Consider the following 12,690-nt stretch of genomic DNA (forward strand, 5'->3'; position numbering starts at 1 on the left):
GCCGTCCTCATGGGTCGAGGATAGCGCACGGTGTCGACCGGGTAGGCGTGCGACCTGCGACACCTCCTACCATCGGTGGGGTGAACCTCGTGTCGCTGCTGCCCCTCATCGTCGGTCTGCCTCTCCTGGTGGTCGGCTTCCTCGGCCTCACCGAGCGGCTGCCGCGCAACCGCTTCGGCGGGGTCCGCACCCCCGCGACCCTGCGCAGCGACGAGGCGTTCCGCGTCGGCAACAAGGTCGCGGGCCTGCCGAACATGGTGGCGGGCTCCGTCGGTGTCATCGGCGGCGTCATCGGCCTCACCCTGCACACCGGCGCGCTGATGGTGGTCTTGATCGCCACGGTCGGCCTGCTGGCCATCACCCTCGGCGCGGGCGTCCTCGGCCACCGGGCGGCCTCGGCCGTGCCGGAACCCGCCCCGGAGCTGCCCCCGGGTTGCGCGGGCTGCCAGTGCGGCGCGGGCGGCTGCGGCGCGCTCAGCAAGGCCTAACCGTGCAGGTCGCGGTACGCCGCGGCGGCGCCTGGGTGCAGGGGTAGCGGCTCGGTCGCGATCAGGCTCCGCGCGTCGAGGAACTGGGTGCCCAGCGCCTGCTCGGGCACGAGCCGCGCGGCCCGCTCAGTCAGCAGCCGGACCACCGCCCCGGCGAGATCGTCGGCCAGGTCAGGTCGGCTGACCAGCAGGTTCGCCACGCCGACGGTCGGCACCTCCGCGTCGGCGCCGTAGACGCCCGCGGGCACCGTCACCAGGTCGTACACCGGACCGTGGGCGGCACGCAGCCGCGCGCGGACCTCGTCGAGCGGGATCAGGCGGATGCCCGGCAGTTCGGCCAGGCGGGGCGTCGGCACGCCGCCGGACCAAAGCAGGGCGTCGATCTCGCCGGCCACCAACGCGGCCGTGGCGTCGGCCAACGGCAGGTGTCGGACCTGGGCGCCGAGGTCGAGCCGGGCGCCGACGAACGCGGCGCCGGAGCCTTCCGCGCCGAGCGACACGACCCGGCCCGCGAGGTCGGCGACCGACCGCACGGGGGAGTCGGCCCGCACCACGAGCTGCAGGTAGTTCTCGTAGACGCGGCCGAGGGCCACGAGATCGGTCGCCACGGTGTCGCTCAGCACGAGTGCCAGATCAACCCGGCGCGCCCGCAGCCGCTCCAGGTTGTCGAGGCTGCCTTCGGTCGGCACGGCTGTCAGACGCAGGCCCGGTGGGGCGTTGTTCGCGAGGAGTTCGGCGAAGTCGAGGTACAGGCCGCCGCGCTCGCCCGCCGCGACGGCCAGGTCGCCGCTGACCTGCGGGGCGCCGCACGCGGTGAGGGCGAGGGCGCCGAGGAGGAAGGTCCGCCGCCTCATCGCAGGTCCAGGTGTACGGCCAGGCCGTGCGGTCGTACCGACGCCAGCCGCAGGGTGCCGCCGTGGGCGGCGACCAGCCGGTCGGCGATGGCGAGGCCGAGCCCGGTGCCCTTGCCTGCTGAGCCACGCCAGAACCGGTCGGTCGCCCGGCCAAGATCGGCCTCGGCGATGCCCGGACCGTCATCGCTGACCACCACCGACCCGCCTTCCTGTCTGATGTGGACGGTCTGGGCGCCGTACTTGATCCCGTTGTCGAGCAGCACGTCCAGCACCTGCGCCAAGTCGGCGGCCACCGACACAGGCTCACCGGTCTCGACCGACAGCCGCACGCCCGCGCGGTCCGCTGCGGGCCGCCACGCGTCGACCCGGTCGAGCAGCATCGCGCCCAGGTCGGCGCGCCGCACCTCGGCCCCGGCAGCGCGTTCGGTGGCCTTGTGCTCGGCGGTGGCCAGCGCGAGCATGCCGTCGAGCAGGGTCTCCAGCCGGTCGACCTCGGCGGCGGTCGCCTCGTCGTCGGCGCGGAGGTCCACCCGCAGGCGCAGCGCGGCCAGCGGGTTGCGCAGCTGGTGGGAGGTGTCGGCGATGAGCCTGCGCTGCTGGTCGGCGGCCTCGGTGACCGCGTCGGACATCCGGTTGAACGACTCGGCCAGCGCCCGCAGCTCCGTCGGACCGCCGCCCGCCACGTGCGCCCCGCGCTCCCCGGCGGTGACGGCGAGGACCCCGCGCTCCAGCTCGCGCAGCGGCCGCAGCAGCCACCTCGCCACCACGAACGTCACGGCCACGCCGAGCGCGGCGGCGGCCAGCGCTCCGGTCAGGACCCACGCCCAGCCGCGGGTCACGTCGGCGGCCACGGCCGCGGTCGACGCACGCACCACCACCGCGCCCGCGACCTTGGTCCCGGTGCCGACCGGCCGGGCGAACAGCACGTCGCCGCCGGTCCACGGGAGCACAGTCGCCACGGGCGCGGCGGGCTGGTTGCGCAGGGCGGCGTCGATCACCGGGGCCAGCGCCGGGTCCGCGGCCCGCAGCCCCGACTCGACCACCGGGGCGCGCCGCGCGTCGACCACCACCACCTCTTCGCCGTAGAGCTCGGTGTAGCGGACGACCTCGGCGCGCAGCGCGTCGCCGGACAGGGTGGCGAACCGGTCGAGGTCGGCGGTGCGGCTGATCACGAACCGCTGAGTGCGCTCCTCAGCGGTGCTGAACAGCAGCGGGACCGCGAACGCCGCGACGGCCGCCGTGGAGAACAGCAGCAGCACAAGCAGGAGTCGGCGGCGCATCTACGCGCCCAGCCGGTAGCCGAAGCCGCGGATCGTGGTGAGAAGACCGGGCCGGTCGAGTTTCGCGCGCAGCTGGGTGAGGTGCACGTCCAGCGACCGCGACACCGCGACGAACGCGTCGCCCCACACCTCGTCCATCAGCTGCTGGCGGCTCACCGCCGTCCCCGGCCTGCGCGCGAGGACCGCCAGCACGTCGAACTCCTTGGTGGTCAGCGGCACCGACCGGCCGCCGACCGCGACTTCCCGGCTCGCCAGGTCGATCTCCACATCGCCGACCCGCACCACCTGCCGGGCGGCGTGCCGGGCCGCCCCGCGCCGGGCGACGGCGTCGATCCTGGCCAGCAACTCGGCCAGCCGGACCGGCTTCACCAGGTAGTCGTCCGCACCGAGCCGCAACCCGCGCACGACGGTCCGCTCGTCGCCGCGCGCGGTGAGCACCAGAACCGGGACGGCCGTCACCTGCCGCAGCTTGCGCAGCACGTCCAGGCCGTCCTCGTCCGGCAGGCCGAGGTCGAGCAGCAGGATGTCGGCGTCGCGGTGGGAAAGCAGCGCGTCGGCGCCGCGGCCGACCCTGGTCGGGGTGTGGCCATGCGCGCGCAGCGCGTCGACCAGCGCGTTGGCGACACCGTCGTCGTCCTCGACGAGCAGCACCCGCATGGCCACCACCCTCTAATCCAGCGCCGAGTCCTTGGATGTCTCACGCATGCGCAGGTACACGACCAGGGAGATCAGCACACACCCTGACACGTACCAGAAGAAGAGCGACTCGTGACCGGCCCGCTTCAGGCCCAGCGCGATCATCTCCGCGGTGCCGCCGAAGATCGCCACGGTGAGCGCGTACGGCAGGCCGACGCCCAGCGCGCGGATCCGCGTCGGGAACAGCTCGGCCTTCACGATGGCGTTGATCGAGGTGTAGCCGGTGACGATCAGCAGCGCGACCGTCATCAGCGCGAAGGCGTAGACCGGGTTCTTCGTCGCCGCCAGCAAAGTGAGGATCGGCACCGTCAGCAGCGCCCCTGCGACGCCGAACCACATCAGCAGCGGCCGTCGCCCGATCCGGTCGGAGAGCCTGCCCGCGACCGGCTGCAGGACGACGAAGACCAGCAGCGCGAAGAAGTTGATCCAGGTCACCGTCTTCACGTCGATCTTGCTGGTGCCGACCATGAACTTCTGCAGGTACGTCGTGTAGGTGTAGAACGCGACCGTGCCGCCGAGGGTCAGGCCGACCACGAGCAGCACCTCCCTCGGGTACTTCGCCAGCGCGCGCAGCGTCCCGCGCGACTCGGTGCCCTTCTCCGACTCGAACGCCGCCGACTCGTCCATGCCGCGCCGCAGGTACATCACCGCGACGGCGCCGAGCGCGCCGACACCGAAGGCGATCCGCCAGCCCCACGACATCAGCTGCTCGTGGCTGAGGAACTGCTGGAGCACGATCTGCAGCCCCAGTGCGGTCAGCTGGCCCGCGGTCAAGGTCACGTACTGGAAGCTGGAGTAGAAGCCACGCTTTCCTGGCGTGGCCACCTCGGACAGATAGGTCGCCGAGGTGGCGTACTCACCGCCGACCGACAGCCCTTGCAGCAGCCTGGCCAGCACCAACACGACCGGGGCGGCAAGGCCGATCGTCGAATAGCCGGGTGTCACGGCGATCAGCAGCGAGCCGAGCGCCATCATCGTCACCGACAGCGTGAGCGCGTTGCGGCGGCCGTACCGGTCGGCGAAGCGGCCGAGGAGCCAGCCGCCCAGCGGGCGCATCAGGAACCCGACGGCGAACACGGCCGCGGAGTTGAACCACTGCGCGGTCTGGTCGCTCGCCGGGAAGAACGTGGCGGAGAAGTAGATGCTGAACGCCGCGTAGGCGTACCAGTCGTACCACTCGATCAGGTTGCCGATGGATCCCCGGATGACGTTGCCGACCACGCGGCGCTCGCTCGGGGGACTGGACTGGGCAGACACCGTCGTCTGTGCTGACATTCGACCTCCTCGTGACCTGCCTCACGGTGGGGGTCGAGCGCACGGCCGAGCAAGATCGACAGCGCAGACCTAACAGTCGCTTAGGTCAATTGCCTTTCACATCACCTGGATGTGTCGCGAGCAGGGCGAGCGGCATGCCCTGGCGGCGCAGGACGCGGCCCCACAGGTCTTCCTCCGCCGGGGCCAGCACGTCGTTGGGCAGGGCAGGGACCACGATCCAGTCGCCGCGGTCGATCTCGCCCGCGAGTTGGCCGACGTCCCAGCCCGCATAGCCCGCGAACACGCGCATGCCACGGAACTTCGGCACCAGCACGTCCGGGTCCGCGTCGAGATCGACCAGCGCGACCGGGCCGCGCACCCCGATCAGCCCGGACACGCCGTCGACCTGCTCGCCAGTGCGCATCGCGGCAAGGCACAGCGCCGTCTTCTGCTCGACCGGGCCGCCGACGAACACCGCGCTCGGCTCGGAGACGTGCGGACCCCAGGTGGGCAGCACGTCGTCGACCGGCACGTCGCTGGGGCGGTTGAGGACGACGCCGAGCGTGCCTTCGCCCCGGTGGTCGATGATGTAGACCACCGTGCGGCGAAAGTTGGCGTCGAGCAGGCTGGGCGCCGCTACCAGCAGCGTCCCTGGCTCGACGGAGGCGTCGGAAGACACTGGGCCATGATCCCATCCGGGGCGCGGACACGGATGGGCCGGTGTACCCGGAGTCCGGATGGACTCACCCGGATGGGGGGAACTCAACCCGGGGGCATGTCGTTGAAGATGGAGTCGGCACCGCGTGTCCCCCGGGCTCAACTAGAAACGCCTTCGTGGAATACCGCTCGGCTGGAGCCACGTCGCGCGACCCGCCGTGAGGCGACCCGGTGCCGGTGGATGGGCGGTCCCCTCGTGGGGCCGCCCATTCGGCCGTTCAGTGGGCTTCGCCGGGGTCGTAGGCTCAGCGACCGTGAGCACCACAGGCACCAGCGATGTCGACCATGAGGCCCACCACGTCCGCATCGGTCTGCGCAAGCTGCTTGCCATCACCGGCTTCCGCCGCCTGCTCTACAGCCGGTTCGCCGCGCAGTGGGGCGACGGCCTGTTCCAGGCCGGGCTCGCGGGCGCGGTGCTGTTCAACCCCGAGCGCGAGGCCGACCCCATGGCCATCGCGGCGGGCTTCACCGCGCTGCTGCTCCCGTATTCGCTGATCGGCCCGTTCGCGGGCGCCCTGCTCGACCGCTGGGACCGCCGCCGCGTGCTGCTCGTGGCGAACCTGCTGCGCGGCACGCTGATCCTGGTCACCGCGGGCGGCGTGATGGCCGGGGCGAGCGGGACGACGCTGTTCACCCTGGCGCTGGTGGTCATCGGGATCAGCCGGTTCGTCGGGTCGGGGCTCTCGGCGTCGCTGCCGCATGTGGTGCCCACGCGCAACCTGGTCGAGGCGAACGCGCTGGCCACCACCCTCGGCGCGGTGATCGCGGTGATCGGCGCGGGCTGCGCGGTCGGGCTGCGCGCGATGACCGGTGACGACGACTTCGGCTCCGGGATCACGACCGCGGTCGCCGTGGTCGGCTCGGTGCTGGCCGCGGTGTTCGCCGCCCGGTTCGCCAGGGGGGCGCTCGGGCCGGACAAGGTCGACGAGCCGCCGCAGACGCTGGTGGCCATCGCGCGTGGCCTGTTCGACGGCGGCCGCGCGGCGCTCCGCACGCCCAGCGTCATCGCCGGGTTCGTCGGGCTGCTGGCCCACCGCGCCGCGTTCGGGATCGCGCTGCTGCTGACGGTGCTGCTCATCCGGTTCAAGCTGGACGCCGGGATGGGCGGGCTCGGCGAGGTCGCGGGCATGGGCGGCGTCGGCATCCTGATCGCCGGGCTGACCACGCCGCGCATCGTGGCCCGGTTCGGCAGGCGCCGGTCGGTGGTGGCCGCGCTCGCCGTCGGCTGTGTGGCCGTGATCGGGCTCGGCCTGCCGATGACGCTGGTCACCACGCTCGCCGCCGTGCTGGTGATGACCTTCGTCGGCCAGCTGGTCAAGCTGTGCGTCGACGCCGCGGTCCAGCGCGACATCGGCGACGAGGTGCGCGGGCGCGTGTTCGCCCTCTACGACACGTTGTTCAACGTGACCCAGGTGATCTCGATCAGCCTCGCGGCGCTCGTGGTCGCGCCGGACGGGGCGTCGCCGGAGCTACTTGTCGCCGCCGGGGTCTGCTTCCTGGTCGGGCTGATCGGCTTCGTCAGCCTCACCCGGCGCGGGTAGCCCCTGCTCGGCGGCCCACTCGCGCAGCGCCGCTACGGCTTCGTCGTGTTCCATCGGGCCGCGGTCGAGCCGCAGTTCCTTGAGGAACTTCCACGCCTTGCCGACCAGCGGGCCCGGCGGCAGGCCGAGCAGCCGCATGATCTCGTTGCCGTCGAGGTCGGGCCGGACCCTGGCCAGGTCCTCGTCGGCGGCGATGCGCGCGATGCGCTCTTCCAGCCCGTCGTAGGTGCGCTGCAGCGCGTTGGCCTTGCGGCGGTTGCGGGTGGTGCAGTCGGCGCGCACGAGCTTGTGCAGCCGGGGGAGCAGGTCGCCCGCGTCGGTCACGTAGCGGCGGACCGCGGAGTCGGTCCACTCGCCGTTGCCGTAGCCGTGGAACCGCAGGTGCAGGAACACCAGCTTCGCGACGTCCTCGGTGATCTCCTTCGAGTACCGCAGCGCGCGCAAGCGCTTGCGGACCATCTTGGCGCCGACGACCTCGTGGTGGTGGAAGCTCACGCCGCCGCCGGGGATGTGCCGCCGGGTGTCCGGCTTGCCGATGTCGTGCAACAGCGCGGCCAGGCGCAGCACCAGGTCGGGCGGGGTGCCCGGCTCCTCCAGCCCGATCGCCTGGTCGAGCACGACCAGCGAGTGCTCGTAGACGTCCTTGTGCTGGTGGTGCTCGTCGATCTCCAGCTTCATCGCGGGCAGCTCGGGCAGCATGTGGTCGGCCAGCCCGCTGTCGACAAGCAGCCGGACGCCGTCGCGGGGGAACGCGCCGCAGACCAGCTTCGACAGCTCGGCCTGCACGCGCTCCGGGGTGATCCGCTGGATCTCGCCGGACATGTCGCCGAGCGCGTCGAGCACGCGCGGGGCGCACGTGAAGCCGAGCTGGCTGACGAACCGGGCGGCGCGCATCATCCGCAGCGGGTCGTCGGCGAACGACTCCTGCGGAGTGGCCGGGGTGTCGAGGACACGCGCGGCCAGCGCGGACATGCCGTCGTGCGGATCGATGAACCGCTTTGTCGACAAGTCGATGGCCATCGCGTTGACCGTGAAGTCGCGCCGGACCAGGTCGGCCTCGATCGAGTCGCCGAAGCGGACCTCCGGATTGCGGCTCACCCGGTCGTAGGCGTCGGAGCGGAACGTGGTGATCTCGCACTGCGTGCCGGACTTGGCCGCGCCGACCGTGCCGAAGGCGATCCCGGTGTCCCAGACCGCGTCCGCCCATCCCGTGACGAGCTTCATGATCTGCTCAGGCCGGGCGTCGGTGGTGAAGTCGAGGTCGTTGCCCAGCCTGCCCAGCATCGCGTCGCGGACCGGGCCGCCGACGAGGTAGAGCTGGTGGCCTGCCCGGGCGAACCGGGCGGCGAGGTCATCGGCGATGGGGGACACCCGCAGGAGCTCCACCACCACGTTCTGGGCGGCCGACGTTTTGGACACGATGGACGAGCGTATCTGGTTATCCACAGGCCCGAGCCGAGGGCCGTCCCCCGAATCGCGAATCGCATTACCATCGCGAACATGCCCCCGTCGTCCGGAAGGTCTCGAGGCGCCCGGTCCGGGCGCCGGTTCCGGCGCCGCGGCCCGAAGCTGACCACGGTCGACGAGACCTCGGCGGGTGGCCTGGTCATCGACCAGGCCACCGACCGCGTCGCCCTCATCGGCAGGCTCGACCGGCGCGGCAGGCTGCTGTGGTCGCTGCCCAAGGGCCACATCGAGCCCGGCGAGACCCCGGAGCAGACCGCGGTCCGCGAGATCGCCGAGGAGACCGGGATCGACGGCGAGGTGGTCCGCCCCCTCGGCACGATCGACTACTGGTTCATCGCCGACGGCGCCAAGCGCATCCACAAGACGGTCCACCACTTCCTGCTGGTCGCCCACACCTACGAGCTCTCCGACGAGGACGTGGAAGTCACCGAGGTGGCGTGGGTGGCCATCGACGAGCTGGAGACCCGGCTCGCCTATGCCGACGAGCGCCGTCTGGTCCGCAAAGCGCGGCAACTACTCTCCGAGCATCCACTCTCACCCGGTCCGGTCGAACGAGACGAAGTCGGCCGAGGCTGACCCGATGGCTGGAGAGCTTGTCTTGATCACTCGTCTGCACCGTGCGGGCCTCGCTGTGCTCGTCGCGGTGCTGGTCGTGCTCGGTGTCCCGCTCGGCACCGCCGCGGCCCAGGCCTCCGGGCGCATCCGGATCGACCTCGACCAGCTCACCCCGCGCGTGGTCGACACGACCACCCAGACGATCACCGTCACCGGGAAGATCACCAACACGGGTGACCGGCGGATCGACCGGATCACCGTCCGGCTGCAGCGCGGCGACGCGCTGGCCGCCGAACCCGCCCTGCGCGGCGCGCTCGACGAGCCGCAGCAGACCACGGCGGTCACCAAGCCCACGGCGTGGCAGTCCTCCTTCCAGGACGTCGCCGCCGACCTGCGCTCCGGCGAGACCGTCAGCTTCGCGATGACCGTGCCGCTGAGCGTGCTCAAGATCGACCGGGCGGGCGTCTACCCGGTCGCGGTGAACTTCAACGGCGTGCCCGACTACGGCACCACCGAGCGCATCGGCGCCCTGAGCGCCCTGCTGCCGGTGCTGTCCGTCCCCGGCAGCACGCCGCCGCCCCCGCCCGCGACGCCGTCGCGCGTCGGGCTGCTGTGGCCGCTGGTCGACGACCAGCCCCGGCAGATCACCGTCCCGATCGACGGCGGCCAGCCGGTCTTCGCCGAGGACGGCCTCGCCGAGTCGCTGTCGCGCGGCAGGCTCCTCGGCCTGCTCGGCACCGCCGAGTCCGCGGGCGCCGACGTGCTCAACTCCCTGTGCTTCGCCATCGACCCCGATCTGATCGCCACCGCCAAGACGATGGCCGACGGCTACCAGGTGGTCGGGCCGGACGGCTCGTTCGGCAAGGGCGGCGGCCAAGAGGCGGCGGGGCTGTGGCTGTCGCGGCTGCGCGAGCTGGTCAAGGGCCGCTGCGTGATCGCCATGCCGTTCGCCGACGCCGACCTGGTCGCGCTGTCCCGCTCCGACACCGTCGACCTGCAGACCGTGGCGATGTCGGCGGCGGCGGTCATCGAGCAGCAGCTCGGGGTCAAGCCGCTGCCCGGGGTGGTCTGGCCCGAACACGGCACGCTCGACCAGCGCACCTTGGCCGACCTGGCCAACGCCCGCCGCACCACCGTCGTCGCCGACGCGAGCAGGCTGCAGCGCGTCGACGGGAGCGCGCCCTACAGCCTGGGCTCCGACGCGCTGCGCGCCGTCGGATACGACCCGCTCATCGAGTCGTCGCTGGCGCCCAAGGCCGCCGTCGAGTCCGGCGTGCGAACCGCGACGGTGCAGAACGGCCTGGCCACCCTGGTCTTCCGCGCCGCGTTCCAGTCGCCGCCCGCCTCCACCGTGCTGATCGCCCCGCCGCGCCGCTGGTCGGTGTCCGTCGCCGACCTGCGCGTGTTCCTGGAGACGCTGCACAAGCTCTACGAGTCCGGCTACGCCGAGCCTGAGCGCCTCGACACGATCGTCGGGGGCACCACCCTGGGCACCGCGGCGGGCCTGGACTATTCGCCGCAGGACAGCGCCAACGAGATCCCGCCCGTGGTCACCGCCGAGGTCGCGCGGATCAACACCGTCCAGCGCGAGCTGATCAAGAACGTCTTCAGCGAGGACGACACGGTCGGGCTCGACCCGGCGGTCCTGCTCGACCCGATCACCAACAGCCTGCTCCGGGCCACGTCCACGGCGTGGCGGCCGACGCCCGCGCGCGCGTCGACGGCGGTCAGCGCGGCCAACGAGCAGCTCACGGCCCTGCTGTCGCGGGTGACGATCAGCGATCCCGGTATCCCGCTGGCGCTGGCGTCGTCGGAGAGCCCGATCCCGGTGTTCGTCACCAACGGCCTGCCGGTGACGGTCCGCGCCAGGATCAACGTCGGCGACACGCCCGGCCTGCGCCCGCAGCAGACGATCTACGTGCGTATCCCGGCAAGGCACCCGAGCAGCCACTACGTGCCGGTCGAGGTGAGCAGGGCGGGCCGGTTCACCGTCGACGTCTGGCTGACCACCGAGAACGGCACCGTCCTCGGGGAGACCTCCCGGGTGAAACTCAACTCGACCTCGTACGGAAGCATCACCGTCGCGGTCACCGGCGTCGCCGCGGGCGCGTTGGTGCTGTTGGTGGGCCTGCGGGTGGTCCGGCGCATCCGCTCCCGGCGGGCGGCGGCCGCGGCGGAGAACGAGCTTTAGGAACGAGGGCGACCGTGGAGCAGGGCGGACAGAAGCGGGCGGTGCCGTCCCTGGCCAGGGCGACCGGGTCGATGGCGATCGCCACGATGGTCAGCCGGATCACCGGCTTCGGCTGGAAGCTCATGCTCGGCTGGATCGTCGGCATCAACGTCGTCCAGGACTCGTTCACCATCGCCAACACGCTGCCCAACATCATCTTCGAGCTGCTGCTCGGCGGGGTGCTGGCCAGCGTCGTCGTCCCGCTGCTGGTCCGCTCGCACGACGATCCCGACGGCGGCCAGAGCTACATGAACCGGCTGCTCACCGTCGGCCTGACCGGGCTGGCGGTCGCCACCGTCATCGCGGTCGCGCTCGCGCCGGTGTTCACGTCGATCTACATCGACGACTCGACCGGCAAGGCCAACCCGGAGCTGGCCACCGCATTCGCCTATCTGCTGCTGCCCGAGATCCTCTTCTACGGCCTGTTCGCGCTGCTCTCGGCGATCCTGCAGGCCAAGCACGTGTTCGGCCCGACGGCGTGGGCGCCGGTGGTCAACAACCTGGTCGTCATGGTCACCCTGGTCGTCTACGCGATCGTCCCCGGCAAGATCTCCCTCGACCCGGTGACGATGGGCGACGCGAAGCTGCTGGTCCTGGGCATCGGCGTGACGCTGGGCATCGTGGTGCAGGCGGTGATCCTGTTCCCCGCGCTGAAGCGGATCGGGTTCCGCTTCAAGTGGACGTGGGGCCTCGACGACCGGCTGCGCGAGTTCGGCGGGCTCGCCCTGTGGATCCTGGGCTACGTGCTGATCAGCCAGGTCGGCATGGTGATCACCCAGCGCGTCCTCACCGCGGCCGACCCCGGCGGCGTCACCATCTACAGCAACGCGTGGCTGCTCTTCCAGCTGCCGTACGGCGTCATCGGCGTCTCGCTGCTCACCGCGATCCTGCCCAGGATGAGCCGCGCCGCGGCCGACAACGACATCCCCAAGCTGGTAGACGACCTGTCCACCGGCAGCAGGCTCTCGGCGGTGATGCTGGTCCCGATCAGCGCACTGCTCACCATCTGCGGCGTGGCGCTGGGCATCGCGCTGTTCTTCGCGGGCGAAGTAGAGCTGGCCGAGGCGCAGCGGCTGGGCACGGCGCTGGCGTTCTCCGCCTTCGGCCTGCTGCCGTACGCGCTGGTCATGCTCCAACTCCGCGTGTTCTACGCGATGAAGGACGCCCGCACCCCGACGCTGATCATGGTCGTGATGACCGCGGTCAAGGTCCCGCTGCTCTACATGTGCGGCGCGCTGGTGTCACCCGCACAGGTGGTCGTCGGCGTGATGCTCGTCAACTCGCTGACGTTCGTCGTCGGCGCGGTCCTCGGGCAGATGTGGCTGTGGGTGCGGCTGGGGAACCTGCACAGCAAGAAGGTCGTCGCGGTGATCGCCAAGAGCGTCGCGGCGGGTGTCGCGGGGATTCTCGCCGCCTGGCTCGTCACCCGATTGCTGTTCCCCGCGCCCATCACGTCGATGGGCCGGGCGTGGCTCGTGCTCATCGTCCAGGGCCTGGTCGCGGGCGGTATCGCGGTGGGCGTGCTGATCATGCTGAAGGTCCCCGAACTCAAGCCGGCGACCACCCGAATCCGCCGACTCGTGCGCCGAGGGTGAGGCGGGGATCACC

Annotated in this window: 11 protein-coding genes; 5 read left to right on the forward strand and 6 right to left on the reverse strand. The window is 71.7% G+C overall.

What is annotated here, in order from left to right:
• Positions 1-80: 80 nt before the first annotated feature.
• Positions 81-488, forward strand: a complete 408-nt coding sequence (locus tag ACSHT8_RS23055; protein ID WP_436492985.1) for an SdpI family protein — start codon at positions 81-83, stop codon at positions 486-488.
• Here ACSHT8_RS23055 and ACSHT8_RS23060 read toward each other — a convergent pair.
• From ACSHT8_RS23060 to ACSHT8_RS23080, 5 genes are all read right to left on the reverse strand, one after another.
• Entirely contained in the window at positions 485-1,342 is an 858-nt protein-coding gene (locus ACSHT8_RS23060) for a TAXI family TRAP transporter solute-binding subunit (RefSeq protein WP_436492986.1), read from the reverse strand. The two genes, ACSHT8_RS23055 and ACSHT8_RS23060, sit on opposite strands and share 4 nt — an antisense overlap.
• The gene (locus tag ACSHT8_RS23065; protein WP_436492987.1) at positions 1,339-2,622 is read right to left on the reverse strand and encodes a sensor histidine kinase; all 1,284 of its coding nucleotides are present in this window, start codon (positions 2,620-2,622) and stop codon (positions 1,339-1,341) included. Before ACSHT8_RS23065 ends, ACSHT8_RS23060 begins: the two co-directional genes overlap by 4 nt.
• Entirely contained in the window at positions 2,623-3,279 is a 657-nt protein-coding gene (locus tag ACSHT8_RS23070; protein ID WP_436492988.1) for a response regulator transcription factor, read from the reverse strand. It abuts the gene before it with no gap.
• A 12-nt stretch (positions 3,280-3,291) separates the two neighbouring features.
• Positions 3,292-4,593 carry an MFS transporter gene (locus ACSHT8_RS23075; protein ID WP_436492989.1) on the reverse strand — a complete coding sequence of 434 codons (1,302 nt, stop codon included), beginning with the start codon at positions 4,591-4,593 and terminating at the stop codon, positions 3,292-3,294.
• Positions 4,594-4,678: 85 nt separating this feature from the next.
• Positions 4,679-5,311 carry a YqgE/AlgH family protein gene (locus tag ACSHT8_RS23080; RefSeq protein ID WP_436502149.1) on the reverse strand — a complete coding sequence of 211 codons (633 nt, stop codon included), beginning with the start codon at positions 5,309-5,311 and terminating at the stop codon, positions 4,679-4,681.
• Positions 5,312-5,543: 232 nt separating this feature from the next.
• Between ACSHT8_RS23080 and ACSHT8_RS23085 the strand changes: the two genes are divergently transcribed.
• On the forward strand, positions 5,544-6,830 hold the full coding sequence (locus ACSHT8_RS23085; protein WP_436492990.1) for an MFS transporter: 1,287 nt from the start codon (positions 5,544-5,546) through the stop codon (positions 6,828-6,830).
• Here ACSHT8_RS23085 and ACSHT8_RS23090 read toward each other — a convergent pair.
• Positions 6,759-8,249, reverse strand: coding sequence for a CCA tRNA nucleotidyltransferase (locus ACSHT8_RS23090; protein WP_436492991.1), 1,491 nt, complete (start codon positions 8,247-8,249; stop codon positions 6,759-6,761). The genes ACSHT8_RS23085 and ACSHT8_RS23090 overlap by 72 nt on opposite strands.
• Before the next feature lie 81 nt (positions 8,250-8,330).
• On the opposite strand from ACSHT8_RS23090, the gene ACSHT8_RS23095 reads away from it, so the two are divergent.
• The 3 genes from ACSHT8_RS23095 to murJ are packed head-to-tail and all read left to right on the forward strand — an operon-like array spanning position 8,331 to position 12,677.
• Complete coding sequence (locus tag ACSHT8_RS23095) at positions 8,331-8,873, forward strand: NUDIX hydrolase (protein ID WP_436492992.1); 543 nt, start codon at positions 8,331-8,333, stop codon at positions 8,871-8,873.
• 4 nt (positions 8,874-8,877) lie between these two features.
• Positions 8,878-11,043: a DUF6049 family protein gene (locus ACSHT8_RS23100; RefSeq protein WP_436492993.1), complete on the forward strand. Its 2,166-nt coding sequence runs from the start codon at positions 8,878-8,880 to the stop codon at positions 11,041-11,043.
• Positions 11,044-11,057: 14 nt separating this feature from the next.
• Positions 11,058-12,677: a murein biosynthesis integral membrane protein MurJ gene (gene murJ / locus ACSHT8_RS23105; protein WP_436492994.1), complete on the forward strand. Its 1,620-nt coding sequence runs from the start codon at positions 11,058-11,060 to the stop codon at positions 12,675-12,677.
• Positions 12,678-12,690: the final 13 nt, after the last annotated feature.

This window comes from Actinokineospora sp. HUAS TT18, from assembly GCF_051364635.1.
Taxonomy (GTDB): Bacteria; Actinomycetota; Actinomycetes; order Mycobacteriales; family Pseudonocardiaceae; genus Actinokineospora.

Coding starts and splice junctions, on each gene's coding strand:
- ACSHT8_RS23075 (WP_436492989.1), bottom strand. CDS start 4,593: ATGTCAGCACAGACGACGGTGTCTGCCCAGTCCAGTCCCCCGAGCGAG.
- ACSHT8_RS23065 (WP_436492987.1), bottom strand. CDS start 2,622: ATGCGCCGCCGACTCCTGCTTGTGCTGCTGCTGTTCTCCACGGCGGCC.
- ACSHT8_RS23095 (WP_436492992.1), top strand. CDS start 8,331: ATGCCCCCGTCGTCCGGAAGGTCTCGAGGCGCCCGGTCCGGGCGCCGG.
- ACSHT8_RS23100 (WP_436492993.1), top strand. CDS start 8,878: ATGGCTGGAGAGCTTGTCTTGATCACTCGTCTGCACCGTGCGGGCCTC.
- ACSHT8_RS23070 (WP_436492988.1), bottom strand. CDS start 3,279: ATGCGGGTGCTGCTCGTCGAGGACGACGACGGTGTCGCCAACGCGCTG.
- ACSHT8_RS23060 (WP_436492986.1), bottom strand. CDS start 1,342: ATGAGGCGGCGGACCTTCCTCCTCGGCGCCCTCGCCCTCACCGCGTGC.